The sequence below is a fragment of the Sphingopyxis terrae subsp. terrae NBRC 15098 genome (assembly GCF_001610975.1).
GTDB classification, from domain to species: Bacteria; Pseudomonadota; Alphaproteobacteria; order Sphingomonadales; family Sphingomonadaceae; genus Sphingopyxis; species Sphingopyxis terrae_A.
In genome coordinates, this window is the sequence record NZ_CP013342.1 from 1,453,924 (window position 1) to 1,479,781 (window position 25,858).

A 25,858-nucleotide genomic window follows, 5' to 3' on the forward strand; every position below is an offset into this window, starting at 1 on the left:
CTCCATCCTCCCGAGAGGCATCCATGACCCATCGATTCCACCCGACGATGCTGCGCGAATATGACATTCGCGGGGTGGTCGGCGACACGCTGTCCGATGCGGACGCCCATGCCATCGGGCGCAGCTTCGCGACGCTGATCGCACGTGCCGGCGGCAAGCGGGTGGCGGTCGGCTATGACGGACGGCTGTCGTCGCCGATGCTCGCCGACGCGCTGATCGCCGGGATCAACGCTGCGGGCATCGGCGCGCTCAATGTCGGGCTGGGGCCGACGCCGATGCTCTATTATGCCGCATCAACCCAAGATGTGGACGGCGGTATACAGATAACCGGCAGCCACAACCCCCCCGACTATAATGGCTTCAAGATGGTGTTTCAGGGCCGCCCCTTCTTCGGCGCCGATATCCAGCGGATCGGCGAAATGGCCGCGGAAGGCGACTGGGAAGCTGTCAACCCGGGGGGAGAAGGCACGGCGCAGAGCATCGACATCGTCGATGCCTATGTCGACCGGCTGGTCGAAGGTTTTGCCGGCGGCGCCTTCCGCATCGGCTGGGATGCGGGCAACGGCGCCGCAGGCACGGTGATCGAAAAGCTCACCGCGCGCCTGCCCGGCGAACATCATCTCCTCTACACCGATATCGATGGCCATTTTCCGAATCACCATCCCGATCCCACCGAGGAAAAGAACCTTGCCGACCTGAAGGCGCTCGTCGCGGCGAAGAAGCTCGACTTCGGCGTCGCATTCGACGGAGATGGCGACCGCATTGGCGCGATCGACGGCGAAGGCCGGGTGATCTGGGGCGACCAGCTGCTGCAGATCTATGCCGCCGCAGTGCTGAAGGAACGGCCGGGGGCGACGGTGATCGCTGATGTGAAGGCCAGTCAGGCGCTGTTCGACCGGGTCGCCGAACTCGGCGGCAAGCCGCTGATGTGGAAGACCGGACACAGCCTGATCAAGGCGAAGATGAAGGAAACCGGCAGCCCGCTGGCGGGCGAGATGAGCGGGCATATCTTCTTCGCCGACCATTATTACGGCTATGACGACGCGCCCTACGCGGCGGTCCGGCTGATCGAGGCGGCGACGAAGCTCGGCAAGAGCGTGACGCAATTGCGCGGCGAAATGCCCGCGATGGTCAACACCCCCGAACTGCGCTTCCAGGTCGACGAGGTGCGCAAATTCGCCATTGTGGACGAGGTTCTGGCGCGGCTGACCGCGGCGGGCGCAACGGTCGACCGCACCGACGGCGCGCGCGTGCTGACCGACGACGGCTGGTGGCTGCTGCGCGCATCGAACACGCAGGACGTTCTCGTCGCCCGCGCCGAGGCGAAGGACGAAGCGGCGCTCGCGAGGCTGATGGCCGCGATCGACGGTCAGCTTGCGGCGTCGGGAGTCGTACGCGGGCCGCAGGCGGCGCATTGACCGCTCATCTGCCTGCAAAAATCTTGCCAGATTGACCTTCGCTGCGTCGCTGGGGTAACGCGCGCAAGGGGGCAGAGACAGGAACCCAGAACGGAACCGAAGATCCTATGACCGACCAGTCCACCGCCGGCACGCTTTCCGACACCAATCACGGCGTCGCCGAGCATACCGCGCACGTCCAGCAGGACGCCGCGGCGGGCAACGGGCTGGCGGTTATTTCGATCGCCAAAAGCTATGACAAGCGCACCGTCCTGTCGGACGTGTCGCTGTCGGTCGCCAAAGGCGAAGTCGTCGGCCTGCTCGGTCCCAATGGCGCGGGCAAGACGACCTGCTTCTATTCGATCATGGGGCTGGTCAAACCCGACGCTGGACGCATCATGCTTGACGGCGCCGACATCACCGCGCTTCCCATGTATCGCCGCGCGATCCTGGGCCTTGGCTATCTGCCGCAGGAAACCTCGATCTTTCGCGGCATGACGGTCGAACAGAATATCGCCGCGGTGCTCGAACTCGCCGAGCCCGACAAGATCGCGCGCCAGCAGCGGCTCGACGAGCTGCTCGACGAATTCGGCCTGACCCGGCTGCGCAGCGCGGCGGCGATGGCGCTGTCGGGCGGCGAGCGACGACGCGCCGAAATCGCGCGCGCGCTCGCGGCCAACCCGTCGATCATGCTGCTCGACGAACCCTTCGCCGGCATCGACCCCATTTCGATCAGCGATATCCGCGACCTTGTCGCCGACCTAAAGACGCGCGGCATCGGCGTGCTGATCACCGACCATAATGTGCGCGAGACGCTGGACCTCGTCGACCGCGCCTGCATCATCTACGACGGCAAGGTGCTGCTTGCCGGATCGCCCGCCGAGCTGGTGGCCGACCCAGAGGTCCGCCGCCTGTATCTTGGCGAGGGCTTTTCGCTTTGATGCGGTAGTTGCCGATGGCGTTGGGTCCACGCCTCGATTTACGCCAGTCGCAATCGCTGGTGATGACGCCGCAGCTGCAGCAGGCGATCAAGCTGCTCGCGCTGTCGAACCTCGAACTCGAAGCCTATCTGGCTGAGGCGCTCGAAGGCAATCCGCTGCTCGATGCGACGCCGGGTGACCGCGAACCGGGCGATGACGAAGGCGGCGACGAAGCGCCGCCGTCCGACGGCCCCCCCGCCGACACCGACCTGGCGCTGTCGTCCGAAGCGGGTACCGCCGACGATCTCGACGTCGATTTTGCCGAGGAACGATTCCACCACGACAGCGCGAGCGATTCGGTGGGGCTGTCGGGCGATAGTGAGGGCATCGATTTCGACAGCTTCGCGGGCGACGACGGCACGCTTTACGACCATCTGCTCGCCCAGGTCGGTGAACGTTTTTCAGGCATCGAGGCGATGGTCGCCGAACAGATCGTCGCGCTGATCGACGAGGCGGGCTATCTGCGCGCCGATCTCGGCGAGCTGGCGCAGCGGCTCGGCGTGCCGCTCGCGCTGGTCGAGGCGGTGCTTGCGGGCGTCCAGAGCTTCGACCCTTCGGGTGTCGGCGGGCGCGACCTTGCCGAATGCATCGCGATCCAGGCGCGCGAGGCCGACCGCTACGATCCCGCCATGGCGACGATGATCGCGCATCTCGACCTGGTGGCGAAGGGCGCCTTCCCCCAGCTCAAGCGCATCTGCGGCGTCGATGACGAGGATCTGGCCGACATGATCCGCGAATTGCGCGCCTATGACCCGAAGCCCGGTCTGCGCTTCGGCGGCACCGCGACGCAGGCGGTCGTGCCCGACCTTTATGTCCGCCAGACCGCAAAGGGATGGGCGGTCGAGGTAAACAGCGGCACGCTTCCGCGGCTGCTCGTCAATCGCCGCTATTATACCGAACTGGCAAAGGACGCCGCGGCCAAGAGCAAGGCGTGGCTATCCGAGCAGCTCGCGGGGGCCAACTGGCTGGTGCGCGCCCTCGACCAGCGTCAACGCACGATCGTCAAGGTCGCGAGCGAGATTGTGAAGCAGCAAGAGGGCTTTTTCCTCCACGGCGTCGCGCATATGCGCCCGCTGACGCTGCGCCAGGTCGCCGAGGCAATCGGGATGCACGAATCGACCGTCAGCCGCGTTACCAGCAACAAATATCTCTCCTGCGCGCGCGGCCTGTTCGAACTCAAATATTTCTTCTCGTCGGGGATTTCGGCGACCGAGGGCGACGGCGCGGTGTCGGCCGAAGCGGTCAAGAGCCGGATCAGGGCGATGATCGAGGCCGAAGACCCCAAGGCGATCCTGTCCGACGAGACGATCGCACAGAAGCTGTCGGCAGAAGGCCACGACATCGCGCGGCGCACCGTGGTCAAATATCGCGAGGCGATGGGCTATGGCTCGTCGGTGCAACGGCGGCGGCAGAAGGCGCTGGCGGGGTGAAATTTTACGCCCCCTCTTCGTCGCCCGGGACTTGATCCGGGGTCCATTCCCACAGCGCCGGAATAGCGGATTCCGGATCAAGTCCGGGATGACGAAATTAAGGGCGGAGGCGGTTGACTTTTCACCCGCTTCCCCATAGTTGCGCCGCTTCGCGTAACAACGCCAAGATTTACGGAACAGACCAATGAAGATTCGCAACAGCCTGAAGTCGCTGAAGGACCGCCACCGGGATAACCGCGTTATCCGCCGCCGTGGCCGCACCTATGTGATCAACAAGACCAACCGCCGCTTCAAGGCGCGCCAGGGCTAAACGCCTTGCCGGGACCGCGTGTCCCCGCGCATTTGCGAGTAAGCGTAACGCCGTCGGATGCTTCCGGCGGCGCTTTCGCGTGTCCGGAGCAGCCATGATTCACCAGAGCGTCATTTTCGATGTCGGCCGCGTCCTGTTCGACTGGGACTTGCGCTACCTGTTCGCGAAGCTGATCGACGATGCGGGCGAGCTCGAATGGTTTGTGACCCACGTCGTCACGCCGCAGTGGCATTTCCAGCACGATGCGGGCCGGCCGCTCGCCGACATGCTGCCCGAGCTGAAGGCTGAATATCCGGCGCATGCGCCCCTGATCGACGCCTATGCGACGCGCTTCAACGAGACGATTCCGGGGCCGATGCCCGGCAGCCTCGAACTGGTCGAGCGGCTTGACGAGGCGGGGGTGCCGCTGTTTGCGATCACCAATTTCGGACATGAATTCTGGGAAGGCTTCCGCCCGACCCAGCCGGTGTTCGACCGCTTCCGCGATATCATCGTCTCGGGTACCGAGAAGCTGATGAAACCCGACCCCGAGATCTACGCCCTTGCGATCGAGCGATTCGGCATCAATCCCGCTGGCGCCCTCTTCATTGACGACGTCGCGCACAATATCGCGGGCGCCAAGGCGGTCGGCATCGCGGGGCACCGGTTCGTCGATGCGGCGACGCTGGAGCGCGAGTTGGTGGCGCGGGGCTATTTGTCAGCCACCTGATGGGTTTTGCTGCCCTCGGGCGCGTAGATATCAAGATCCAGATACAAGCCGCGATCTGCTATTTCGGCCAACGTCTGGGAACATATCCGCAAACTTTCGTTTCTCTCTTCAAGGAAGAGGCCGCAGAAGAGGCGCCCAGCAAAGCGTGCAGCAAGTTCCTGCCAAATGGCCGTATCGCGGGTCAGCGGTGCGAAAATGGCCTCTACCTGGCCCGGCAAGTCACCGGGAATCGATCTCGGTACCTGCAGCCTCCAAGATCCGGTGCGAGCGATGCGCTCACTGCCCCGGGGCGTCTTCCACTTGGCACCTTTCGCAACGCTGAAGGTTGGCGTTGCTCCAAGCCGGTTGGAAATGTCGGCCGGATCGAGATCGTCGCCAAAGAAACCTAGCGAGACTGCGGTTTCATTAAGCTCGACCATCTTCCCCCCTATTTCTCCACCCCCAGCTGCGTCAGCACGAAGGCATATTCCTCGGCATCTTCGTGGAGCGCGCCCCAACGGCCCGATTTGCCGCCATGGCCCGCGCCCATGTTGGTGCGCAGCAGCAGCGTCGCGTCGCCCAAGCGCGTCGCGCGGAGCTTGGCGACCCATTTGGCGGGCTCCCAATAGGTCACGCGCGGGTCGTTGAGGCCGGCCGACACCAGCATCGGCGGATAGGCCTTCGCAGTTACATTGTCGTAGGGGCTGTACGACAGCATATAATCAAACGCGGCCTTGTCGGTGACCGGATTGCCCCATTCGGGCCATTCGCCCGGGGTCAGCGGCAGCGTTTCGTCGACCATCGTGTTGATCACGTCGACGAAGGGCACGCCCGCAAGGACCGCGCCCCACAGCTCGGGCGCCTCGTTATAGATCACGCCCATCACCTGCCCGCCCGCCGAGCGGCCCTCGACCGAAATCCTGCCGGCGCTGGTGTAGTTTTTCGCGATCAGCCCCCTCGCGACATCGATGAAATCGTTGAAGGTGTTTTTGCGCTCGGTCGTCTTGCCCGCGAGATACCAGCCGCGGCCCAGATCGTCGCCGCCGCGGACATGCGCGATCGCATAGATCATGCCGCGATCGACGAGGCTGAGCCGCGTGGTCGAAAAGCCCGGCGGGACGCGATAGCCGTACGAGCCATAAGCATAGAGATGCATCGGCGCGCTGCCGTCGAGCTTGGTGCCCTTCTTGTAGACGAGCGAGGCGGGGATCATCGTCTTGCCGTCGCGGCTCGGAAGATTAACCCATTCGGTTACATATTGCGTTGCATCGTAACCCGACGGGATTTCCTGCACCTTCAGCGTTTCGAGCGTTCCTGTCGCCAGATCATAATCGTAGACCGTGTCGGGCGTGACCATCGATTCATAATCGAGCCGGAGCTTGTCCTGATGATATTCGGGATTGTCGCCGAGGCCCGCCACATAGGTCGCCTCGGGAAATTTGATCCGGCCGGGGATCAGCGGCGCGTTATAGCGGCGGATATCGACCTGATCGAGCCCGTCCTCGCGCGCTTCGATGACGAAATAGTCGCGGAATATCGACAGGCCGGTGATGTAACTATGGTCCGATCCGGGGATCAGCGTGGTCCACCTGCCCGGATCCTTCACGCTCGCGGTGGCGATGCGGAAGTTGGGATGCTCGTCATTGGTGTGGATGTAGAGCGTGCCGTCGCGCTCATCGACGCTGTACTCGCGGCCCTTCTGGCGCGCCGACACCAGTTGCATCGGCGCTTCCGGGTTATCGGCGGGAAGAAGATAGACCTCGCTCGTCTCGTTATCGCCCGTCGCGATCACGATATAATTGTCGGCGGCGGTCTTGCCGATCCCCACCCCGAAGCCGATGTCGGGTTCCTTGTAGAGAAGCTTGTCGTCGGCAACACTCGTCCCGAGCTTGTGCAGCCGGACATTGTCGGTGCGCCAATTCTCGTTCGCGAGGCCATAGAGGATCGCGTCGTTCCCCGACGTCCAGACGAGCGAGGACAGCGTGCCCGGGATAACGTCGGGCAGCTGTTCGCCCGTTTCGAGATTGCGGATGCGCGCCTCGAAGCGTTCGGAGCCATTTTCATCGAAGGAATAGGCCATCAGCCGGCCGTCGGGGCTGATCGACAGTTCGGCGAGGCGGAAATATTCCTTGCCCTCCGCCATCGCGACCTCGTCGAGGATCAGCTGGGTCTGGCCCGCGCCGGACGCGGGCTTGCGATACCATTTCTTATATTCGGCGCCCTCGTCAAATTCGACCCAATAGAGCCAGTCGCCGTCCTTCTGCGGCACCGACGAATCGGCTTCCTTGATGCGCCCCTTCATCTCCTGAAACAACGTCTCGACCAGCTTCGCGTGCGGCTTCATCGCCGCATCGAAATAGGCGTTTTCGGCCTTCACATAATCGAGGATGTCCGCGTCATCGATCACCGGATAGCTCTGGTCGCGGAGCCAGAAATAGGGATCGGACAGCGTTTTGCCGTGCAGCGTGACTTCGTGCGGCCGCCTGTCGGCGACCGGGGCGGCGGGGCTGGTGGTCAATATCGTCTCTTTCTCTTCGGCGAACGCGCTGCCGGGCGCGACAAGCGGGGTGGTAATTGCGGCCAGAAACATCCAAATAGCGCGCATCAAGAAAACCCCCGCAGCGTCGCCCCGGTCGGGCAGGAATTGGCTGCGATGTAGAAACAAGGAACAGCGCATGTCCACCCCCGACCATGCAGACCGCCTCGCCCGCCTGCGCGCCGAACTCGCGCGCCGGGGCCTCGACGGCTTTGTCGTGCCAATCAGCGATGAGCATTTGAGCGAATATGTCGGCGCCTATGCACAGCGCATGGCGTGGCTAACCGGCTTCGGCGGATCGGCCGGAACCGCCGCAGTGTTGCCGGCGAAGGCGGCGGTGTTCGTGGACGGCCGCTATACGGTGCAGGTGCGCGACCAGGTCGACGGATCGCTTTATGACTATGTCGGGGTGCCGCAGTCGAGCGTCGCCGAATGGCTGGGCGCCAATGTCAGCGCCGGGCAGAAGATCGGCTATGACCCCTGGTTGCACGGCATCGACTGGGCGCGTGGCCTTGCGGCGGCGCTGACCGCAAAGGGCGCCAGCCTGATTGCAGTCGACAGCAACCCCATCGACGCAGTGTGGGATGACCAGCCGGCGCCGAGCGCCGCGCCGATCGCCGTCTATGATACCGAGCAGGCGGGGCAGTCGGCGGCCGACAAGCGCGGCGTGATCGCCGACTGGCTGAAGGGGCAGGGGCTCGACACCACCGTGATGACCGCGCTCGATTCGATCGCCTGGACCTTCAACATCCGCGGCGAAGACGTCAGCCACACGCCCGTCGGGCTTGCCTTTGCGCTGCTCCACGATGACGCCACCGCCGACCTGTTCGTTGCGCCCGAAAAGATTACCGACGCGGTGCGCGCGCATCTCGGCAACAGCGTGCGCATCCACGACCGCGCCGCCTTCGATCCTGCGCTCGCCGCACTGGCGGGCAAGCGTGTCGCGGTCGATCCCGACCGCGCGGTCGCTGCAATCTTCACCGCGCTTGAAGGCGCGGGCGCAAAGATCGCGCGCCACCGCGACCCGGCGGTGCTGCCCAAGGCGATCAAGAACAGCGCCGAGCTTGCCGGCACGCGCGCCGCGCACGTCCGCGACGGCGTCGCGGTCGCGCGCTTCCTCAAATGGATGGAAGAGGTCGCGCCGAAGGGCGGGCTCGACGAACTCGGCGCGGCGGCGAAATTGCGCGCCTTTCGCGACGAAAGCGGCGTTTTGAAGGATCTGTCCTTCGATACCATCTCGGCCGCCGGTCCCAACGGCGCGCTGCCGCATTACAAGGTCGATGAAACGACCAATCGCGCGATCGAGACGGGCACGCTCTATCTCGTCGATTCGGGCGGGCAATATGCCGATGGCACGACCGACATCACGCGCACCATCGCGATCGGCGAACCCAGTGCCGAAATGCGCCGCCGCTTCACCCAGGTGCTGAAGGGGCATATCGCGCTCGCAACCGCGCGCTTTCCCAAGGGGACGCGCGGAAGCCAGCTCGACATCCTCGCGCGCCAGTATCTGTGGGCCGACGGGGTCGATTATGCGCATGGCACCGGCCACGGCGTCGGTGCCTATCTGGCGGTCCACGAAGGGCCGCAGCGAATTGCCAAGCCCGCCGGCGGGCAGGCAGGAACCGAGGAGCCGCTCCACGCGGGCATGATCCTGTCGAACGAGCCCGGCTATTACAAGGCGGGCCATTTCGGCATCCGCATCGAGAATCTAGTGGTGGTCGAACCCGTCCGGATCGAGGGGGCCGAGGAGGATATGCTGGGCTTTGAAACCATCACCTTCGCCCCGATCGCGCGCAATCTGATCGTCGGGGCGATGCTGTCGCCCGCCGAGGCGGACTGGCTCGACGCCTATCATGCCGAGGTGGTCGAGAAGCTGTCGCCGGGGATGGTCGCCGCCGACCGCGAATGGCTGGCCGCCGCCTGCGCGCCGATCGATCGCGGCGTCGCCGCGCTCGCGGCCTGAGAGGCGCGGCATGGACCGGGCCAACTGGGCAGTCCCGCGCGCCGATTTTCGCGTCCAGCAGGATGTGCGCGTCCGCTTCAACGAGATCGACGGCCAGAATATCGTCTTCAGCGGCAATTATCTGATCTACGCCGACATCGGCGTGACCGAATATTTTCGCGCGCTGGGCGAAGGGCAGCCGGGCCCCTATTTTCACCAATATGGTACAGATATCCGCGAAGTACATAGCGAAATCGACTATCACGCGCCGGCCCGGCTCGATGAGTTGATCACCATCGCGGCGCGCGTCAGCCACTTCGGGCGGACGAGCTTCACGCTGCACTGTGCAATATTTCGCGCCGCCGAACGGCTGACCGATATCGAGATCAGCTACGCCCATCTCGACCTCGATACGGGCAAGCCGACGGCGCTTCCGGGGAGCTTTATCGCCGAAGTCCGGCGATTCGAAACCCGCTTGCCCATTCAGGATTGAGGTAGGCGGTTCGCGCCGAACGTCGCCGATTCGCGTTTCTCCACCAAAAAGGTCGAAAAAAAAGGGCCGCCCGAGGGCGACCCTTGAAAGTTTTTGGGAGAGGATGCCTAAAAGGCAAGTGTGATATTGCACTGCACAATTGATTGTGCAACTGCGAAATAAGCATCCGGCATTGCAAAATTTGCAATCGTTGGCATCGATAGCATGCAAAGCATGCAATCCTCTCCGCGCGCACACCCCCTCGCAAATCGGCGCGACATCGCCTAGATTGGCGCCATGTCTATGCTCAAAAATTGGGATGTCGGCGGCGGCCTGTCGGATTTCTGGGCCTACATCCGCGAACCGCGCCCGCACCGCTGGACGGTGTGGGGCCTCGCGATCGTGCTGCCGCTGCTGATCTTCTACGGCTTTTCCAAATATCTTGTGCCCTACGAAAGGCCCAAGCCGCAGATCATCTATTTCGAAAACTGGAAGGCCGACCGCAGCGAAGCGGAGATACGCGCCGACTGGGTGGCACGCGCCAAGGAAACGACGCGCGCCAACGCCAAGCGCCGCGCCGAATTCCAGCGGCTCGCGGACATGATGGGGGTCGAGTATGACGCCAGCGAAGCCGAGAAGGTGACGCGCGAGACGCTGGGCAAGGAAGCCGACGCCATCGAAAAGAAACCCGAGCCGCCAAAGCGCTCGACGCTCGCAGAGCGGGCAGCGCGTGGCGCGGCGGCGCCCGCGACCCAGCCCTGACCCCGGTGCGCGCCGATGCCGAGTGGATGGCCGCGGCGATCGCGCTGTCGCAGCGCGGGCGCCCCGATGCCGCACCCAACCCCAATGTCGGCTGCCTGATTGTCAAGAACGGCCGCGTCGTCTCGCGCGGCTGGACGCAGGCGGGCGGCCGGCCGCATGCCGAAGCGATGGCACTGGCGGCGGCGGGCGACGCCGCGCACGGCGCAACCGCCTATGTCAGTCTGGAACCCTGCGCCCATGCGAGCACCCGCGGCCCGTGCTGCGCCGACTTGCTGATCGCCGCTGGCATCCCACGCGTCGTCGTCGCCGCGCAGGATCCCGATCCGCGCACCGACGGACAGGGCATCGCCCGGCTGCGCGCGGCAGGAATCGCGGTCGAGAGCGGCCTGCTTTGCGGTGAAGCGCAGGCGGCGATGGCCCCCTGGTGGTCGCGCGCGACGCGCGGCCGGCCGTTCGTCACGCTGAAGCTCGCGACTTCGCTCGACGGCTGCATCGCGATGGCCGACGGTTCGAGCCGCTGGATCACCGGCGCCCCTGCACGCGCGCACGCGCATCTCGAACGCGCGCGGCATGGCGCGATCCTGGTCGGGCGCGGTACCTTCGAGGCCGACGCGCCGACACTCGACGTCCGCCTGCCCGGACTTGCGCCGCGGAGCCCGCAGCGCCTGCTCCTGACGCACGGCGATGCCCCCGACGGCTGGACCGCGCTCGCTGCGCCGGACGCTGTGGATGCGCTGCCGATCGATTCGCTGCTCGTCGAGGGCGGCGCCGGGGCGGCGGCTGCCTTTCTTGCCGCCGACCGCGTCGACCGGCTGCTTCTCTATCGCGCGCCGATCCTGATCGGTGCCGGCCGCCGCGCGCTTGGTGACATCGGCCTCGGCGATCTGGCGGGCGCGCACGGACGTTGGCGACCGGCCGACAGTCGGATGCTTGGCAGCGACCGGATCGACGTCTACGAGCGCATCAGGAAGGAATGACCGCCCCCATGTTTACCGGCATCATCACCGACATCGGCACCATCCGCAGCCGCGAGGATCGCGGCGACACGCGCCTCGTCATTGGCACCGGCTATGACGTCGACACGATCGACCTCGGCGCCTCCATCGCCTGTTCGGGCGCGTGCCTGACCGTCGTCGACAAGGGCGTCGATGACGGCAGCAACGGTCCCGGCGGCTGGTTCGCGATCGACGCGAGCGGCGAAACGCTGGCGCGCACCGCACCGGGCATGTGGGATGCAGGGCGCCGTCTGAACCTGGAGCGCGCGCTGCGCGTCGGCGATGAACTGGGCGGACATATCGTGACGGGGCACGTCGATGCAGTCGGCCGGATCGTCGGGGTCGATCCCGTCGGCGACAGCGTCAAATTGACCGTCGAGGCGCCGGCATCGCTCGCGCCGCATATTGCACCCAAGGGGTCGATCACGCTCGACGGCATATCGCTGACCGTGAACGATGTGGCCGACCAGCCGGAGGGTACCGCGCATTTCACGCTGAACATCATCCCGCACACGCAGGAGATGACGACGTTGAACGAAGTGGCGGTCGGACGTCCGGTCAATCTCGAGATCGACGTCCTCGCGCGCTATCTCGCTCGGATGCAGGCGCGCGGATGAGCGACCCGCGCCGCCAGGCGATCGTCCGGCTGCGCATCGCGATCTGGGCCTGCGCCATCCTGCTGTTCGCGATCCAGTTCGTCCATCACGCAATCGGCCTGTTCCTGCCCGCGATGGCGCTTGCGCTCGTGCTGCTCGCCGCGGCGGTCCAGCATGTCGAAACGCGTCTGCAGCGGCCGGCCAAAAGCTATGCGCGGGTTGTGGTCGCATCGGCGGCGGCGGCGCTGCTGTTCATCGCGCTGCCTGCCTATTGGCACGGCATCATGTGGATCGGTGCGCTGCTTTGGGTCGGCTTTACCGCCGCCGGGCTTGCCTGGTGCATCCAGTATGAGCGCACCGAGCCGCTCGACCGCCCCTGAAACAGGCCGTCAGCGCTCGGCCCAGCCGGCCGCGATTTCGGGATCGGCGGCAATCATCGAACGGCGCATCGCGAGCCGGCCGATCCGCAGCAGTTCGGCCTTGCGCCGCGCGGGCGCGAGATTGCAGCTCGCGGCCTCGCGCACCACGGCGGCGCCATAGCGGTCGGCGACGATCAGGCCCGAGGTTTCGGGGCGGTAGCCCTCGGTCTCGAGGATCGCGGGGTCGAGGCCAGACGCGAGCGCCCAATAGAAGCGGTCGCACCAGTCGCAATAGTCGGGCCATTTGCCGTCGCCGTGCAGATCGGCGCGGCTAACCTTTATCTCGACGATCGTGATATGGCCCTTCGCGTCGATCGCGGTGAGGTCAGTACGGCGGCCGTTGGGGAGCGTCACCTCGGGGATCGCGACGAGCCCCTGCTGCGCGAACAGCCGGCACACGCCGCGCGCGACGTCCGCGGCGGTCAGCAGGTCACTCGCCATCGCTCAGAAACCCTCAGAAGGGGACGTCGTCGTCCAGATCGTCGTCGAACGGCGGACGTCCGCCGCCCGAGGCGCCGCCGCCGCCCTGGTTCCAGCCGCCGCCCGAACTGCCGCCGGACGCGGCGCCACCCTGATCCCAGCCGCCGCTCGATCCGCCGCCCTGCGACCAGCTATCGCCGCCGCGCGAGCCGCCGCCGCCGCCGCCAGGCGCACCGTCGAGCATGGTCAAGGTGCCGCCCATGCCAGCGACGACGACTTCGGTCGTGTAGCGATCATTGCCGTCACGGTCCTGCCACTTGCGAGTGCGCAAGGATCCTTCGATATAAACCTTCGAGCCCTTTTTAAGGTAGCGCTCGACGACGCCGACGAGGCCGTCGCCGTTGATGACGACATTGTGCCATTCGGTGCGCTCCTTGCGCTCTCCGGTCATGCGGTCCTTCCACTGTTCGGAGGTCGCGATGCGGATATTGGCAATCTTGCCGCCGTTCTGGAACGACTTGATTTCGGGATCGGCGCCCAGATTGCCGATCAGAATAACTTTGTTGACGCTGCCAGCCATGCCGCTCCGCTCCGCTTGAATGTTGGAAGGATCAGCCTAGTCCAAAGGCGACGGCTGTCCAGTAGGTGATACCTGCCGCGGCATAGGCGAGCGCGAACAAATAGCCAACCATGAACAGCGGCCATTTCCACCCATTGGTCTCGCGCCGGGTGATCGCGATCGTCGAGATACATTGCGGGGCAAAGACGAACCAGGCGAGAAAGGCGAGCGCGGTCGCGATGCTCCAGCGTCCCTGAAGCCGCTCGCTGAGCGATTGCGCAACGGCATCCTCGTCATCGCCCGCGTCGATCGCATTGGCGGTTGCGAGCGCCGAGACGGCCACCTCGCGCGCCGCCATCGCAGGGATCAGCGCGAGTGCGATGTCGTGATTGAAGCCGATGGGTTTGACCACGACTTCCAGTCCGCTCGCGATGCGGCCGGCGATACTGTAATCGACCTGGCGGACGTCGCCGCCCGCCGGCGCCTGCGGATAGCTGAGCAGCAGCCACAGCACCGCGGTGGTCGCGGCGATGATCGTGCCCGCGCGGCGCAGGAAGATCCACGCCCGCTGCCATAGCGCGATGCCGACATCGCGCAGCCGCGGCCATTGATAGCGCGGCATTTCCATCATGAAGCCCGCCGCATTGCCCTTGGTCACCGACCGCCGCAGCACGAAGGCGACGACCAGCGCGCCGACGATGCCCGACACATAGAGGCCGAACAGCACGAGTCCCTGCAGGCCAACGGGCGATCCGCCGACGCTGCGGTTCGGGATGAAGGCGCCGATGATCAGCGTGTAGACGGGAAGCCGCGCCGAACAGGTCATCAGCGGGGCGATCAGGATCGTCGTCAGCCGGTCTTTCGCATCGGGAATCGCGCGCGTCGCCATGATACCGGGAACCGCGCAGGCGAAGCTGGAGAGCAGCGGGATGAACCCGCGTCCCGACAAACCGACCTTTGCCATGATCCCGTCCATCAGGAAGGCGGCGCGGGTCATATAGCCCGAGGCTTCGAGCAGCAGGATGAAGAGGAAGAGAATCAGGATCTGCGGCAGGAAAACGACGACCGCGCCGACGCCGGCGAGCAGTCCTTCGACCACCAGCCCGCGCAGGAAGCCCGCGGCCATGTGATCGCTCGCCAGCGCCTGCAACGCGGCGATGCCGTCCTCGATCCAGGCGATCGGTGCTTCGGACCAGGCGTAGACCGCTTGGAACATCACGAACATCAGCGCGAGCAGGATCAGCAGCCCGAAGACCGGATGTAGCGCTACCGCATCGACGCGCTGCGTCCAGCGGCGCACCGGCGTTTCGGCGAGCGTCGCGGCGCGCGCGATGGCGCGAGCGCGCTGGTGCAGCGCGGTGTCGCCGGGCGGCGGCGCCGGCTGGTCGGTCGCCGACAGGCCGTGCGAGAGGAGCGCGCCATCGACCGCCGCAAGCAATTCGGTCAGGCCGCGCTTGCGCACCGCAACGGTGGGCACCACTGGCACGCCGAGTTCGGCGGCAAGCCGGTCGGGATCGAGCGTCAGCCCGTCGCGCTCCGCCAAGTCGAGCATGTTGAGCGCGATGACGGTCGGCAGGCCGAGCGCGATCAGTTCGAGCGCGAAGCAGAGATGATTGTCGAGGTTCGCCGCGTCGACGACGACGATCAGTGCGTCGGGGCGCTTCTCGCCCGTCTGGCGGCCGAGCACAACGTCGCGCGTCACCGCCTCGTCGGGGCTGGCGGGCGACAGGCTGTAGCTGCCCGGCAGATCGACCAGCGCGAGCGGCCGGCCGTCGGCAAAGCTCGCATGGCCCGATTTGCGTTCGACCGTGACGCCCGGATAATTGGCGATCTTCTGCCGCGCGCCGGTCAGCGCGTTGAACAGGCTCGATTTGCCGGCGTTCGGATTGCCGACCAGTGCGATCGTGGGTGCGGGGCCGGTCATGTCGTCGCCGGTTCGACCTCTATGGCGGCGGCCTGCTTGCTGCGGATGATGACTTTCATCCGCCCGATCGTCAGCGCGAGAGGATCGCGCGAGAACAGGCTGCCGCGATGCAGCGGGGTGACTTCGCTCCCCTCCAGCAAGCCGAACTCGCGCAGCCGGCGCCCTTCGTCGTGCGACATCGACGTCCAGTCGATGCGCGCGATGCGCACCGCGATGCCAAGCGGGGAGGAATCGAGCTTCGCGATCATTTGCGAGCGATTATCAATAACAGCAGCGAAGCGCCAGCCCCAAAATTTGCCGGCGCCGCCGCCTCAGCGTCCCGGGTAGCGCAGCCGCCCCACGAAGCGCGCGAGGCTGGGCCGTTCGATGCGGTGCGCAGCGCGGCGGTGCTTCCACGCTTCGAAGCGCATCACATTGTCGATCCGCCGCGCAAGGAAGGCACGCGTTTCAGCAAAATTTTCGCTCTCGTCGTTGAGGAAGACCGCCATCGTCGATCCATAGACCCCGGTCAGGATCGCGCGCTTGCTGTAGTGATTATAGTCGGTCGCGGTGTCGCCCGCGAGGCGCCACATCAGGTCGGCGGCGCGCCAGCCGAGCTTGGCCGCGTGCGGGGCATTGCCCGGCAGCGCGAGCAAGGCCAGCGCGCGGCGCAGCGATTCGCGGTTGGGCGCGAGCAGATCGATCCGGGTTTCGACGAGCCGAGTGATGCGCTCGCGAATCTTCATCGTCGCGAGCGTTTCCGCCGGGCAGCGCTCCGCCATCGCGGCATCGATCGTCGCAAACCAGGCGTCGACCATGTCGCGCGCACCGCCCGGAAAGGCTAGCCGCGCGACGTCGCGGTCGACCCCGAGCGCGTCGGCAGCTTCGTCGAGCGTGGCGGCGGTGAAGCCGTCGAAGGCAGCGGAAGCCGCGACAAGCGGCGCCAGCGCGGCGCGAATCTCGTCGAGCGTCGGATCGGCGGGCAGAGTTGCGGCGGACGGATGCTGAGCCATGACCATCAGATAGGCGCCGCGCGGCGGCTCGGCAACCGAATCAGCACCAGCGCCGCGGCAACCATCGCGCCGCCGAACAATTCCATCGCGCTGAGCGTCTCGCCGAAGATCAGCCACCCCGCGGTCGCCGCGACCACCGGCTGGACGAGCAGGGTCAGGCCGACGACGAGCGGCGAGAAGCGCGGCAATGCCCAGATGAGCAGCCCCTGCCCGACCAGCTGGCTCATCAGCGCCAGCACGATCAGCGGGGTCCAGTCGTGCGGCAGGATCGCTTCGCCGAAGAGCAGCGCCGTGCCGAGCAGCACCGGGATCCCCGCCGCCGACGATATGGCGAGCGCCGACCAGGGGCCGATGTCGCCGCGCACCCGCTGCATCATTAGAACATAGCCCGTATAGAGCGCCCCGGCGAAAAGGCTGAGCAGATCGCCAACGAGATAGGCGGCCGACGCTTCATAGCTTTGCCCCATCAGCAGCGCCGACCCCGCGAAGGCTAGCAGCACCGCCACCGCCTGCCACCCGCGCGGCAGGGTGCGCGCGACCGCAATCCCCCACAGCACGAGGAGCAGGCTGGCGCTGTTGCCGAACAGCGTCGCATTGGCGACCTTGGTCTGAAGGATGCCGAGATGCCAGGCGGCAAGATCGAGCGCGAAGAAGAGCCCCGCCCCCGCCGCCACCGTCAGCGCGCCGCGCGGCGGCAGGCGACCGCCCGTTTCGCGCCGCATCAGCAGCGCGAGCAGCGGCAGCGCGAGCGCGAGTCGCCAGAAGGCCGCGGCCACGGGACCGGTATCGGCGAAGCGCACCACCATCGCGGTCAGCGACAGCGCCAGATTGCCACCGACAAGCGCGGCAAAGGCCCATCGGTTCACCGTGGCGGCGACCGGTTTGGCCACCGGATCGACCGGCGAAATGGTGGGCGGGCTGATTGGCTTGTTGCTCATTTAGATTTTCTTTTGCTACCCACCATTGTGCAGCGGCCGCCGCATCCATAGCTTCGGCGGCCATAGCGGCGACAGCACGGGCCGTCGCCGGTAAAGTGAAAGGTGGAATCTATGCCCGCATCGCTTCTCGACCCGATCAAGCTTGGCGCGATCGACGCGCCCAACCGCATCCTCATGGCGCCGCTGACGCGCGGCCGCGCCGGCCCCGGTTTCGTCCCCAACGAACTTGCGGTCGAATATTATCGCCAGCGCGCCTCGGCCGGGCTGATCATCTCCGAAGCGACGGGAATTTCGCAGGAAGGGCTCGGCTGGCCCTCGGCGCCGGGACTGTGGACCGACGCACAGGTCGAAGGCTGGAAACCCGTCACCGAGGCGGTCCACGCCGCGGGCGGGCGCATCGTCGCGCAGCTGTGGCACATGGGCCGGCTCGTCCATTCGGTGTTCAACGACGGCAAGCAGCCGGTGTCGGCTTCGGCAACGAAGGGCGAAGGTCGCGCGCACACGCCGGTCGGGCGGCTCGAGCTCGAAGAAGCGCGCCCGCTGCGCCTCGACGAGATTCCGCGCGTGATTGCCGATTATGTCGCGGCTGCCGAAAATGCGAAGCGCGCCGGGTTCGACGGTGTGCAACTGCACGGCGCCAACGGCTATCTGATCGACCAGTTCCTGCGCGACGGCACCAATTTGCGCGACGATGATTATGGCGGTCCGGTCGAAAACCGCATCCGTCTGCTCCGCGAAGTGACCGAAGCGCTGATCGGGGTGTGGGGCAAGGATCGCGTCGCGGTGCGCCTGTCGCCCAATGGCGAGACGCAGGGTGTCGACGACAGCGCGCCCGAAATACTGTTCCCCGCCGCCGCCGCGGCGCTCGACGCGCTGGGCATCGCTTTCCTCGAACTGCGCGAACCCGGCCCCGACGGCACCTTCGGCAAAACCGACGTGCCCAAGCAGTCGCCGGCGATCCGTCAGGTCTTCAAGGGGCCGCTGGTGCTCAATAGCGATTATGACGTGGCGAAGGCCGAAGCCGATCTGGCGAGCGGCCTTGCCGATGCGATCAGTTTCGGGCGGCCGTTCATCGGCAATCCCGATCTGGTCGAACGCATCCGCACCGGCGCGGCTTGGGCCACCGACAATCCGCAGAGCTGGTACTCGCCCGGGCCCGAGGGCTATATCGACTATCCGGCGCTGGTCGCTGCCTAGATCAGATCAGACAACAATTTCGTGTGTCCCCGCGAAGGCGGGGACACTCCTCCGGTCGGTTTCAGATCGCGCCGGCTGAAGATGGGCCCCCCGCCTTCGCGGGGCACGCTATCTTCAGGCAACGGGCGTTATCCCCTCTCGGCGACCGCCTTGTCGACGATCCCCGCCCCGATCGGCGCCAATATCTTGCCGCCGAACTGGAACAGCAGAAAGGCCGCGATAAAGGCCGCGACCGGCATGATGAGCAGCAGGAAGACGAAGATCGCGAGCCCGATCGCGAAGATCGTCACGAAGCCGCCGCTCAGGGTCGATTGCCCGCTCGCGCCGAGTTCGATCGTCCGCGGCCCCTTTGCATCCCACCATTTCGACGTGACCACCGTCTTGCGCGAACCGCGATCTGGTTGCGGCGCCGGACGAGACCGCGATGCCGGGATCGGAGCGGCTTCGGGGACATGCGCCGGGATTCGCGCCGGCACGGACGCGCGCGCTGGCGGCGCGGCGGGCGGGTCGCCCCAGGGCTGGCGCGCCTTGGCCTGGGCGCCGCGCGCAGCGATCGCCTCACGCAGCCGATCAGCGGGAGCTGTGTCGGCAATCGTAGCGGGGGCTTTGATAGGTTCCGGTATCTCTTCGCGCGGTGCCGGCAGGGCGGGTTCGATGCCCCGGCGCCGATCGTGTTCGGCCATGCGCTGTGCCGCGGTCGGCGGGGTTCCGCCGGTCGCGCGGTCGATCACCACCAGCCGGCCGCCGCGTTCGACGACGGAATATCGGCCGGGAGGAGTGCGATCAAGCAACGCCGAACTGATCCTTCAATGCGAGCATCGCGAGTGCGGCCTTCGCCGCCTCGCCGCCCTTATCCTTGCGCGTCTTGTCGGCGCGCGCAAGCGCCTGTTCCTCATCCTCGACGGTCAGGATACCGTTGCCGATGGCAAGGCCGTCGAGCGTCAGCGCCATGATGCCGCGCGCGCTTTCGTTCGACACCACTTCGAAATGATAGGTTTCGCCGCGGATGACGACGCCAAGCGCGACATAGCCGTCAAAGCGGCCGCTCTGATCGGCAAGTGCGATCGCCGCCGGAACCTCGAGCGCGCCGGGAACGGTCACGACCTCGTGGCTGTGCCCCTCGGCCTCGAGCGCGCTGCGCACGCCATCGATCAGCATGTCGTTGAGATGGGCATAGAAACGCGCTTCGACGATCAGGATATGGGCCATCATTCTTCTCCGGGGATTGCGCGTTCGCCGACGACCGACAGGCCATAGCCTTCGAGCCCGACGAGATTATTGTGCGAAGGCGTCAGAAGCTCCATCGCATGAACGCCGAGGTCGACGAGGATTTGCGCGCCGATGCCGTAGGTGCGCAGATCCATGCCGCCGGTCGGCGGCGGGGCCGCGTCGGCGGCGGCCGAGCCGGGGAGCGGGCGCATGAGCATGACGATGACCCCCGATCCTTCGGCGCCGATCGCCTCCATCGAGCGTTGCAGGCGGCGCTTGCGGGGGCCCGGGCGGCCCATGATATCGTCGAAGATCGACACGGCGTGCATCCGCACCAGCGTCACGCCATCGGGATCGACCGCGCCTTTCTGCAGCACCAGATTGACGCTGCCGTCGACCTTGTTGCGATAGGATTTGAGCCGCCAGTCGCCGCCATAATCCGATTCGAAGGGTTCGTCGGCGACACATTCGACCAGCCGGTCGGTGCGGCTGCGATAGGCGATCAGGTCGGCGATCGTGCCGATCTTCAGCCCGTGTCGGCGCGCGAAGGGGATCAGATCGTCGAGTCGGGCCATCGTCCCGTCGTCGTTCATGATCTCGCAGATCACGCCCGAGGGATTGAGGCCGGCGAGGCGCGCGATGTCGACCGACGCCTCGGTATGGCCTGCGCGCACCAGCACGCCGCCGTCGCGCGCGATCAGCGGAAAGACATGCCCGGGCGTGACGATATCGTCGCGCCCCTTGGCGGCGTCGATCGCAACCGACACGGTGCGCGCACGGTCGGCGGCGGAAATGCCGGTGGTCACGCCCTCGCGCGCTTCGATCGAGGTGGTGAAGGCGGTTTCGTGGCGGGTGCCGTTGTTGCGGCTCATCAGTTCGAGGCCCAGCGTTTCGACCCGCGACCGCGTCAGCGTCAGGCAGATCAGGCCGCGGCCGTGCGTCGCCATGAAATTGACCGCATCGGGGGTCGCCATCTGCGCCGGGATGACCAGATCGCCCTCATTTTCGCGATCCTCGTCGTCGACTAGGATGAACATGCGGCCGTTGCGCGCCTCGGCGATGATTTCCTCCGGCGTCGCCATCGGCGACAGGTCGCTGCCGTGCGCGAGCCAATTCTCGAGCTTGCGCAGCGTTTCGGCGGTGGGGTTCCAGCCCGGCGATTCCATGTCGCGCAGGCTGTTGGCGTGGAGGCCGGCCGCGCGCGCAAGCCCCGAGCGGGACATGCTGCCGTCGTCGACGATGGCGCGGATGCGATCGATAAGTTGCGTAGACATGCCCCGCAATTATCACATCATAATGTGATTCCCAATAGAGAAATCACATTGCGCTATTATTTGGGTCCGAAGATCGGTCCAAGATCGCGCAGCGGGGCATCGGGCTTGGCGTCCAGCAATTGCAGCATCTGGCCCGTCCGGTCGTCGCGCTTGGCATAGTCGCGCGCCGACATGCCGGCAATATGATCCGATTTGTCGGGATTGGCGCCGTGGCGCATCAGCAGCCGGACCATCGCCGCATTCTTGGCCTGCACCGCCAGTATCAACGCCGTCTCGCCGCGGCGATTGGTCATGTCGACGATCGACTTGTCGGCTTCGATCAGTTCCTCGGCGCCGTCGGGATAGTTGAGCAGCGCCGCGTGCATCAGCGGCGTCACCCCCTGGCGGTCGCCGATTTCGGGGTCGGCGCCCTTGCCGATCAGGAAGCGCAGCCACGTCGTGTCGCGGCGCTTGGTAACGATGATCAGCGCGGTTTCGCCGGTGTCGGGATGGCGCGTGTTGACCAGCGTCGAATCGTCCTTCAGCGCCTCGGTCGCCTTCGTTCCGTCGCGGTTCTCCACGGCCTGCAGAAAGGCGTAGCCGCCGCGGAATTGCGCATGCGCCGCGGTGCCGGCGCCGAGCGCGGCGGCGATCAGCAGGAGGAAGGAGGCGAGGCGAAGCTCCGCGCGTCGAAACATGATTGGGCGACCCCTGGCGATGATCGTCGCACGGCGCGACGAGAAAGGTTGATTTTCGTGGCCTAGCCCATCAAGGCTGGCCGCATGATGAACATCCCGAATATGGTCCGAAACGCCGGTCGCGCAAGCCTGCTTCTGATTTTTGGCGCGGCGCTCGCTGGGTGCAACGCCCCGTCGGCGACGCAGGACGCGACCCCGCCGCTCGCCGGCGCGAAGATCGGCGGGCCGTTCAGCCTGATCGATCAGGATGGCAAGCCGGTACGCGACAGAGATTTTGCGGGCCGTTACCGCATCGTCTATTTCGGCTATAGCTATTGCCCCGATATCTGCCCGGTCGATGTGCAAAAGCTGATGCGCGGGCTGGCGGCGTTCGAGAAGGCCGATCCGGCGCGCGGCGCCAAGGTGCAGCCGATGTTCATCACCGTCGACCCGGCGCGCGACACGCCCGCCGTGCTCAAGGCCTTCGTCAGCCGGTACCACCCGCGCCTGATCGGGCTGACCGGCACCCCCGAACAGATCGCGGCGGTCGCGAAGGAATATGTCGTGTCCTTCCACAAGGTGGAGGGATCCGCGCCCGACCGCTATCTGATGGCGCATACGCAGCTCGCCTTCCTGATGGACCCGGCCGGCAAGCCGCTCGCGCTCCTGCCGCTCGATGACCCGTCGACCGACGTCGATGAAGGCGCGCCCGACAAGGTCGCCGCCGACCTTGGCAAGTGGGTGAAGTGACCGGGGCGGGGCGCCGCTTCTGGGAAGCGCCGCTCGCCTCGCTCGACGCGGGCGAGTGGGAGGCACTGTGCGACGGTTGCGGCAAATGCTGCCTCCACAAGCTGGAGGATGAAGACAGCGGGCGCATCTATCCGACCAATGTCGCGTGCCGCCTGCTCGACTTGAAAACAGCGCGCTGCGGCGATTACAAGCATCGCCGCCGCCATGTCCCCGATTGCCTGACGCTGACCAAGCGCAGCGTCGCCGACATCGAATGGCTGCCGCAAACCTGTGCCTACCGCCTGCGCGCCGAGGGCGAGCCGCTGCCCGCATGGCATTATCTGGTCTGCGGCGATCCGGACGCGGTGCACCGGGCGGGCGAGTCGATCGTCGGTTGGACGGTGAGCGAGGATCGCGCCGGGCCGCTCGAAAATCATCTCGTCGAGCGCGTCGTCTGATGCGCCGCGAACGGGCCAGCGACGAGCGGCCGCATATCTGGGTCGGTGATACGCCGTGGCCGGTGCGGCTGGTCCCGCATGCGCAATCGCGGCGCTATCGCCTGGTCTTCGATGGCGCGCGCGGCGAGTTGCGGCTCACGCTACCGCGCCGGGCAAGCGCCGCGCGCGCGATCAAATGGGCGAGCGAGCAACAGGACTGGCTCGCCGAACAGGTCGGCAAGACCGCTGCGCCGGTCCAGGTCGGCCCCGGCACGGCGCTCCCACTGTTCGGCATGGAGCGCCGGATCGAATGGACGGCGACCGCCCCGCGCGCGGTTCGCGCCGAGGGCGACCGGCTGAGCGTCGGCGGCCCCGCCGAAACCGTCGGGCGCCGCATCGAGCGCTGGCTGAAGGCCGCGGCGCTCGACATCATGACCCGCGAGAGCCGGGAAATTGCCGCGCGCGCAGGACTGACCGTCGGCCGCGTCGGGGTCGGCGATCCGCGCAGCCGCTGGGGCAGCTGCACCCACGACGGCGACCTGCGCTACAGCTGGCGGCTCGTCATGGCGCCCGACCATGTCCGCCGCGCCACCGTCGCGCACGAGGTCGCGCATCTGCGGCATATGGACCATAGCGCCGCCTTTCACGCGCTGGTCGACGATCTGCACGATGGCGACGTCGGCGCGGCGCGCGCGTGGCTGCGCCGCGAAGGCCGCGGGCTGCACCGCTACCGTTTCACCTGATCCTTAATTGCCCTCGCCATTGGCGGGCGTACGCGCGGGCGGCGCCTTCAGCACCGGTGGCGGCGCCTTGGGCGGTGCTGGTGCGGGGGGACGCAGCTGCTGCGGGGCCGCCTTTGGCGCAGCGGCGCCATTGTCGGCGGGCGGCCGGCGCCCCGTCTGCTCCTCGATCCATTGCTGGTTGAGCACAGGGCCATCGGCGGGCGGCGGCGGGACGTCGCCCTGAGCGGTGTCGGGCGCAGCGGGCAGTTCGATCGGCATGCCATTTTCATCGACCATGCCGCCATTTTCCTCAGGTGCGCCGAAATAGGCCTCGTCATCGCCCTCAAGCTGCCATTCGGGCAGCTTGACCTCGGTATCGAAGGGCTCGACGGGGCGCCGTGCGACAGCGATGCGCATATAGTCGGCGAAGGCCTTGGCCGGCGCGCGGCCGCCCTGCAGCCCCCCGACCGCCTTGGCATCGTCGCGGCCCATCCAGACGCCGGTGGTCAGGCCGCTCGAAAAGCCGAGGAACCAGCCGTCCTTGTTGCTCGACGTCGTGCCGGTCTTGCCTGCCACCGGTCGGCCGATCTGCGCGGCGCGCCCTGTCCCCGTCGCGACTGCGGTTTGCAAGAGGTCGGTAATGCCCGCGGCAACCCAATTGTCGACGAGCACCTGCCCGCGCTCGGCCGGCTTCTGATAGAGGAGGCGCCCGTCGGCGGTCGTTACCTTGTTGATGCCATAGGGCTGCACCGACACCCCCTTGCGCGACACGGCGGCGAAGGCGGCGGTCATGTCGATCACCCGCACCTCGGCGCTGCCCAGCACCATCGACGGGTGGGTGTTGATCGGGGTCGTGATGCCGAAGCGGCGCGCCATGTTGGCGACCGAGGAAAAGCCGATTTCATTGCCCAGCTTCGCCGCGATCGTGTTGACCGAATAAGCGAAAGCGGTGCGCAGGCTCATCGGCCCAGCGAAGCGGCCCGACGAGTTTTTCGGGCTCCAGCCGTTGATCGTCACCGGTTCGTCGACCACCTGATCGTCGACCTTATAGCCAGCTTCGAGCGCTGCCATATAGACGAACAATTTCCAAGCCGACCCCGGCTGGCGCATCGCCTGCGTCGCGCGGTTGTAGTTGGAGGCGACATAGTCGGTGCCGCCGACCATCGCGCGCACGGCGCCGTCGCGATCGAGCGAGACGAGCGCCCCCTGCACGCCTTTCGGCGTGTCGGCCTGGATCGCCGCGGTCGCGGCGCGCTGCATGCCGAGGTCGAGCGTCGTGTAGACGTCGAGCGCCTCGGTACCTTCGTCGATCAGCATGTCGAGCTGCGGCAGCGCCCAGTCGGTGAAATAGCGCGCGCTGTTCTGGCCCGTTTCTTGTGCCAGCTGGACATCGGCGGGCTTGGCACCGTCGGCCTGCGCCTGGGTGATGAAGCCCGCATCGACCATGGTTTCAAGCACGACCCCCGACCGGCCGAGCGCGGCCTGGGCATCGGCGGTCGGCGAATAGCGCGACGGCGCCTTGACCAGCCCCGCAACCACCGCCGCTTCGGACAGCGACATCTGGGTCGCGCTATGCCCGAAAAAGCGCCGCGATGCGGCGTCGATGCCGTAGCTTCCGCCGCCGAAATAGACCTTGTTCAGATAGAGTTCGAGGATCTCGTCCTTCGAGAATTTCCATTCAAGCGCGAGCGACAGGATCATTTCGCGCAGCTTGCGCGACCAGGTGTAGCTGTTCGACAGGAAGATATTGCGCGCCAGCTGCTGGGTGATCGTCGATGCGCCCTGCATCCGGCGCCCGGTGCCATAATGTTCGACCGCGAAGACAGCAGCGCGCGTCATTCCGACCGGATCGACGCCGGGATGATAGCGAAAGCGCCGGTCTTCGACCGCGACCATCGCATCCTGCATCACCTGCGGCGTTTCGCGCAGCGTCAGCCAGCGCCCGTAATTGGGGCCGAGCGACAGGAAGACGGTGCCGTCGGCGGCGTGGACGCGAATCGTCTGGCCCGCCGGCGACTTTTTCAGCTCCTCGAAGCTCGGGATGCGCTGCGCCGCAATGCCGACCGCGACCGCGACCGCGACGACCCCGACCAGCGCAAGCGCGAGGCCCCAGCGGAACAGACGGCGGAGCCAGAGGCGCAGGCCCGACGGTCCCCCGGAGCCGGGGCCCTTGCCCGAGCCTTTGCCTGACGATGATGATTTGGGGGCGGATGACGATTGTCGCTCGCGGCGCAAAATCCAGATTCCTTCTTTCGCTGCGCGGCGATGCGG

At 66.4% G+C, this 25,858-nt stretch carries 28 protein-coding genes; 15 read left to right on the plus strand and 13 right to left on the minus strand.

The genetic code is table 11. From position 1 onward, the window contains the following. The first annotated feature begins 23 nt into the window (after positions 1–23). From pgmG to AOA14_RS07020, 5 genes are all read left to right on the plus strand, one after another. The gene (gene pgmG / locus AOA14_RS07000; protein ID WP_062901257.1) at positions 24–1,418 is read left to right on the plus strand and encodes a phosphoglucomutase/phosphomannomutase PgmG; all 1,395 of its coding nucleotides are present in this window, start codon (positions 24–26) and stop codon (positions 1,416–1,418) included. A 107-nt stretch (positions 1,419–1,525) separates the two neighbouring features. Continuing rightward, positions 1,526–2,338 carry an LPS export ABC transporter ATP-binding protein gene (gene lptB / locus AOA14_RS07005; RefSeq protein ID WP_062901258.1) on the plus strand — a complete coding sequence of 271 codons (813 nt, stop codon included), beginning with the start codon at positions 1,526–1,528 and terminating at the stop codon, positions 2,336–2,338. Between the two features lie 14 nt (positions 2,339–2,352). Beyond that, complete coding sequence (rpoN, locus tag AOA14_RS07010; protein ID WP_062901259.1) at positions 2,353–3,807, plus strand: RNA polymerase factor sigma-54; 1,455 nt, start codon at positions 2,353–2,355, stop codon at positions 3,805–3,807. Positions 3,808–3,991: 184 nt separating this feature from the next. Continuing rightward, on the plus strand, positions 3,992–4,117 hold the full coding sequence (ykgO, locus tag AOA14_RS07015) for a type B 50S ribosomal protein L36 (protein ID WP_003046794.1): 126 nt from the start codon (positions 3,992–3,994) through the stop codon (positions 4,115–4,117). Positions 4,118–4,211: 94 nt separating this feature from the next. Beyond that, complete coding sequence (locus tag AOA14_RS07020; protein ID WP_062901260.1) at positions 4,212–4,826, plus strand: HAD family hydrolase; 615 nt, start codon at positions 4,212–4,214, stop codon at positions 4,824–4,826. Here AOA14_RS07020 and AOA14_RS07025 read toward each other — a convergent pair. Both AOA14_RS07025 and AOA14_RS07030 read right to left on the minus strand, forming a co-directional pair. Then, positions 4,808–5,245: a DUF4279 domain-containing protein gene (locus tag AOA14_RS07025; protein WP_062901261.1), complete on the minus strand. Its 438-nt coding sequence runs from the start codon at positions 5,243–5,245 to the stop codon at positions 4,808–4,810. The genes AOA14_RS07020 and AOA14_RS07025 overlap by 19 nt on opposite strands. 8 nt (positions 5,246–5,253) lie before the next feature. After that, on the minus strand, positions 5,254–7,410 hold the full coding sequence (locus AOA14_RS07030) for a S9 family peptidase (RefSeq protein ID WP_238929744.1): 2,157 nt from the start codon (positions 7,408–7,410) through the stop codon (positions 5,254–5,256). 70 nt (positions 7,411–7,480) lie between these two features. Between AOA14_RS07030 and AOA14_RS07035 the strand changes: the two genes are divergently transcribed. The 6 genes from AOA14_RS07035 to AOA14_RS07060 all read left to right on the plus strand — a co-directional run bounded on the left by AOA14_RS07035 (position 7,481) and on the right by AOA14_RS07060 (position 12,491). Then, the gene (locus AOA14_RS07035) at positions 7,481–9,307 is read left to right on the plus strand and encodes an aminopeptidase P family protein (RefSeq protein WP_062901262.1); all 1,827 of its coding nucleotides are present in this window, start codon (positions 7,481–7,483) and stop codon (positions 9,305–9,307) included. A gap of 10 nt (positions 9,308–9,317) precedes the next feature. Beyond that, complete coding sequence (locus tag AOA14_RS07040) at positions 9,318–9,779, plus strand: acyl-CoA thioesterase (protein ID WP_062901263.1); 462 nt, start codon at positions 9,318–9,320, stop codon at positions 9,777–9,779. Between the two features lie 276 nt (positions 9,780–10,055). Beyond that, on the plus strand, positions 10,056–10,520 hold the full coding sequence (locus tag AOA14_RS07045) for a hypothetical protein (RefSeq protein WP_234179347.1): 465 nt from the start codon (positions 10,056–10,058) through the stop codon (positions 10,518–10,520). A gap of 26 nt (positions 10,521–10,546) precedes the next feature. Then, a complete protein-coding gene (gene ribD, locus AOA14_RS07050; protein ID WP_062903051.1) occupies positions 10,547–11,497 on the plus strand; it encodes a bifunctional diaminohydroxyphosphoribosylaminopyrimidine deaminase/5-amino-6-(5-phosphoribosylamino)uracil reductase RibD in 951 nt (316 codons plus the stop codon). Between the two features lie 8 nt (positions 11,498–11,505). Beyond that, complete coding sequence (locus AOA14_RS07055) at positions 11,506–12,132, plus strand: riboflavin synthase (RefSeq protein WP_062901265.1); 627 nt, start codon at positions 11,506–11,508, stop codon at positions 12,130–12,132. Beyond that, the gene (locus tag AOA14_RS07060; RefSeq protein WP_062901266.1) at positions 12,129–12,491 is read left to right on the plus strand and encodes a hypothetical protein; all 363 of its coding nucleotides are present in this window, start codon (positions 12,129–12,131) and stop codon (positions 12,489–12,491) included. The genes AOA14_RS07055 and AOA14_RS07060 overlap by 4 nt, the downstream gene beginning before the upstream one ends. Before the next feature lie 9 nt (positions 12,492–12,500). Here the strand turns inward: AOA14_RS07060 and AOA14_RS07065 are convergent, their stop codons facing one another. The 6 genes from AOA14_RS07065 to AOA14_RS07090 form a co-directional block, all read right to left on the minus strand. After that, on the minus strand, positions 12,501–12,971 hold the full coding sequence (locus tag AOA14_RS07065; RefSeq protein ID WP_003046818.1) for an MmcB family DNA repair protein: 471 nt from the start codon (positions 12,969–12,971) through the stop codon (positions 12,501–12,503). A gap of 13 nt (positions 12,972–12,984) precedes the next feature. Then, complete coding sequence (gene ssb, locus AOA14_RS07070) at positions 12,985–13,530, minus strand: single-stranded DNA-binding protein (RefSeq protein ID WP_062901267.1); 546 nt, start codon at positions 13,528–13,530, stop codon at positions 12,985–12,987. A 31-nt stretch (positions 13,531–13,561) separates the two neighbouring features. Next, positions 13,562–15,433: a ferrous iron transporter B gene (gene feoB, locus AOA14_RS07075; RefSeq protein WP_062901268.1), complete on the minus strand. Its 1,872-nt coding sequence runs from the start codon at positions 15,431–15,433 to the stop codon at positions 13,562–13,564. After that, positions 15,430–15,681, minus strand: a complete 252-nt coding sequence (locus tag AOA14_RS07080) for a FeoA family protein (protein ID WP_003046824.1) — start codon at positions 15,679–15,681, stop codon at positions 15,430–15,432. Before AOA14_RS07080 ends, feoB begins: the two co-directional genes overlap by 4 nt. A 63-nt stretch (positions 15,682–15,744) precedes the next feature. Further along, on the minus strand, positions 15,745–16,431 hold the full coding sequence (locus AOA14_RS07085; RefSeq protein WP_202988420.1) for a COQ9 family protein: 687 nt from the start codon (positions 16,429–16,431) through the stop codon (positions 15,745–15,747). Beyond that, complete coding sequence (locus AOA14_RS07090) at positions 16,431–17,363, minus strand: DMT family transporter (RefSeq protein ID WP_062901269.1); 933 nt, start codon at positions 17,361–17,363, stop codon at positions 16,431–16,433. The genes AOA14_RS07085 and AOA14_RS07090 overlap by 1 nt, the downstream gene beginning before the upstream one ends. Positions 17,364–17,474: 111 nt before the next feature. Between AOA14_RS07090 and AOA14_RS07095 the strand changes: the two genes are divergently transcribed. Then, positions 17,475–18,560: an alkene reductase gene (locus AOA14_RS07095; RefSeq protein WP_062901270.1), complete on the plus strand. Its 1,086-nt coding sequence runs from the start codon at positions 17,475–17,477 to the stop codon at positions 18,558–18,560. 128 nt (positions 18,561–18,688) lie between these two features. Here the strand turns inward: AOA14_RS07095 and AOA14_RS07100 are convergent, their stop codons facing one another. The 4 genes from AOA14_RS07100 to AOA14_RS07115 are packed head-to-tail and all read right to left on the minus strand — an operon-like array spanning position 18,689 to position 21,720. Then, positions 18,689–19,351 (minus strand): hypothetical protein, encoded by a 663-nt coding sequence (locus AOA14_RS07100; RefSeq protein WP_202988421.1) that lies wholly within the window; start codon positions 19,349–19,351, stop codon positions 18,689–18,691. Next, positions 19,344–19,769, minus strand: coding sequence for a 6,7-dimethyl-8-ribityllumazine synthase (gene ribH, locus AOA14_RS07105; RefSeq protein ID WP_062901272.1), 426 nt, complete (start codon positions 19,767–19,769; stop codon positions 19,344–19,346). The genes AOA14_RS07100 and ribH overlap by 8 nt, the downstream gene beginning before the upstream one ends. Beyond that, positions 19,769–21,043 carry a 3,4-dihydroxy-2-butanone-4-phosphate synthase gene (gene ribB, locus AOA14_RS07110; RefSeq protein ID WP_062901273.1) on the minus strand — a complete coding sequence of 425 codons (1,275 nt, stop codon included), beginning with the start codon at positions 21,041–21,043 and terminating at the stop codon, positions 19,769–19,771. The genes ribH and ribB overlap by 1 nt, the downstream gene beginning before the upstream one ends. 56 nt (positions 21,044–21,099) lie before the next feature. Next, positions 21,100–21,720, minus strand: a complete 621-nt coding sequence (locus AOA14_RS07115) for an ankyrin repeat domain-containing protein (RefSeq protein ID WP_003046841.1) — start codon at positions 21,718–21,720, stop codon at positions 21,100–21,102. 84 nt (positions 21,721–21,804) lie between these two features. Between AOA14_RS07115 and AOA14_RS07120 the strand changes: the two genes are divergently transcribed. The 3 genes from AOA14_RS07120 to AOA14_RS07130 are packed head-to-tail and all read left to right on the plus strand — an operon-like array spanning position 21,805 to position 23,608. Next, on the plus strand, positions 21,805–22,449 hold the full coding sequence (locus AOA14_RS07120; protein ID WP_062901274.1) for an SCO family protein: 645 nt from the start codon (positions 21,805–21,807) through the stop codon (positions 22,447–22,449). Beyond that, positions 22,446–22,886 carry a YcgN family cysteine cluster protein gene (locus AOA14_RS07125; protein WP_003046846.1) on the plus strand — a complete coding sequence of 147 codons (441 nt, stop codon included), beginning with the start codon at positions 22,446–22,448 and terminating at the stop codon, positions 22,884–22,886. Before AOA14_RS07120 ends, AOA14_RS07125 begins: the two co-directional genes overlap by 4 nt. Further along, positions 22,886–23,608: a M48 family metallopeptidase gene (locus tag AOA14_RS07130; RefSeq protein WP_003046851.1), complete on the plus strand. Its 723-nt coding sequence runs from the start codon at positions 22,886–22,888 to the stop codon at positions 23,606–23,608. The genes AOA14_RS07125 and AOA14_RS07130 overlap by 1 nt, the downstream gene beginning before the upstream one ends. Positions 23,609–23,611: 3 nt before the next feature. Here AOA14_RS07130 and AOA14_RS07135 read toward each other — a convergent pair whose 3' ends face one another. Next, positions 23,612–25,822 (minus strand): transglycosylase domain-containing protein, encoded by a 2,211-nt coding sequence (locus AOA14_RS07135; protein ID WP_062901275.1) that lies wholly within the window; start codon positions 25,820–25,822, stop codon positions 23,612–23,614. Between the last annotated feature and the right edge of the window lie 36 nt (positions 25,823–25,858).

Bases quoted from the DNA above. Each gene is read 5' to 3' on its own strand.
- AOA14_RS07120 (WP_062901274.1), top strand. From the start codon at position 21,805: ATGATGAACATCCCGAATATGGTCCGAAACGCCGGTCGCGCAAGCCTG.
- AOA14_RS07055 (WP_062901265.1), top strand. From the start codon at position 11,506: ATGTTTACCGGCATCATCACCGACATCGGCACCATCCGCAGCCGCGAG.
- AOA14_RS07095 (WP_062901270.1), top strand. From the start codon at position 17,475: ATGCCCGCATCGCTTCTCGACCCGATCAAGCTTGGCGCGATCGACGCG.
- AOA14_RS07080 (WP_003046824.1), bottom strand. From the start codon at position 15,681: ATGATCGCGAAGCTCGATTCCTCCCCGCTTGGCATCGCGGTGCGCATC.
- ykgO (WP_003046794.1), top strand. From the start codon at position 3,992: ATGAAGATTCGCAACAGCCTGAAGTCGCTGAAGGACCGCCACCGGGAT.
- AOA14_RS07065 (WP_003046818.1), bottom strand. From the start codon at position 12,971: ATGGCGAGTGACCTGCTGACCGCCGCGGACGTCGCGCGCGGCGTGTGC.
- AOA14_RS07045 (WP_234179347.1), top strand. From the start codon at position 10,056: ATGTCTATGCTCAAAAATTGGGATGTCGGCGGCGGCCTGTCGGATTTC.
- ribD (WP_062903051.1), top strand. From the start codon at position 10,547: ATGGCCGCGGCGATCGCGCTGTCGCAGCGCGGGCGCCCCGATGCCGCA.
- AOA14_RS07040 (WP_062901263.1), top strand. From the start codon at position 9,318: ATGGACCGGGCCAACTGGGCAGTCCCGCGCGCCGATTTTCGCGTCCAG.
- pgmG (WP_062901257.1), top strand. From the start codon at position 24: ATGACCCATCGATTCCACCCGACGATGCTGCGCGAATATGACATTCGC.
- AOA14_RS07060 (WP_062901266.1), top strand. From the start codon at position 12,129: ATGAGCGACCCGCGCCGCCAGGCGATCGTCCGGCTGCGCATCGCGATC.
- AOA14_RS07020 (WP_062901260.1), top strand. From the start codon at position 4,212: ATGATTCACCAGAGCGTCATTTTCGATGTCGGCCGCGTCCTGTTCGAC.
- ssb (WP_062901267.1), bottom strand. From the start codon at position 13,530: ATGGCTGGCAGCGTCAACAAAGTTATTCTGATCGGCAATCTGGGCGCC.
- AOA14_RS07030 (WP_238929744.1), bottom strand. From the start codon at position 7,410: ATGCGCGCTATTTGGATGTTTCTGGCCGCAATTACCACCCCGCTTGTC.
- AOA14_RS07090 (WP_062901269.1), bottom strand. From the start codon at position 17,363: ATGAGCAACAAGCCAATCAGCCCGCCCACCATTTCGCCGGTCGATCCG.
- AOA14_RS07085 (WP_202988420.1), bottom strand. From the start codon at position 16,431: ATGGTCATGGCTCAGCATCCGTCCGCCGCAACTCTGCCCGCCGATCCG.
- ribB (WP_062901273.1), bottom strand. From the start codon at position 21,043: ATGTCTACGCAACTTATCGATCGCATCCGCGCCATCGTCGACGACGGC.
- AOA14_RS07130 (WP_003046851.1), top strand. From the start codon at position 22,886: ATGCGCCGCGAACGGGCCAGCGACGAGCGGCCGCATATCTGGGTCGGT.
- ribH (WP_062901272.1), bottom strand. From the start codon at position 19,769: ATGGCCCATATCCTGATCGTCGAAGCGCGTTTCTATGCCCATCTCAAC.
- AOA14_RS07115 (WP_003046841.1), bottom strand. From the start codon at position 21,720: ATGTTTCGACGCGCGGAGCTTCGCCTCGCCTCCTTCCTCCTGCTGATC.
- AOA14_RS07035 (WP_062901262.1), top strand. From the start codon at position 7,481: ATGTCCACCCCCGACCATGCAGACCGCCTCGCCCGCCTGCGCGCCGAA.
- rpoN (WP_062901259.1), top strand. From the start codon at position 2,353: ATGGCGTTGGGTCCACGCCTCGATTTACGCCAGTCGCAATCGCTGGTG.
- lptB (WP_062901258.1), top strand. From the start codon at position 1,526: ATGACCGACCAGTCCACCGCCGGCACGCTTTCCGACACCAATCACGGC.
- AOA14_RS07025 (WP_062901261.1), bottom strand. From the start codon at position 5,245: ATGGTCGAGCTTAATGAAACCGCAGTCTCGCTAGGTTTCTTTGGCGAC.
- feoB (WP_062901268.1), bottom strand. From the start codon at position 15,433: ATGACCGGCCCCGCACCCACGATCGCACTGGTCGGCAATCCGAACGCC.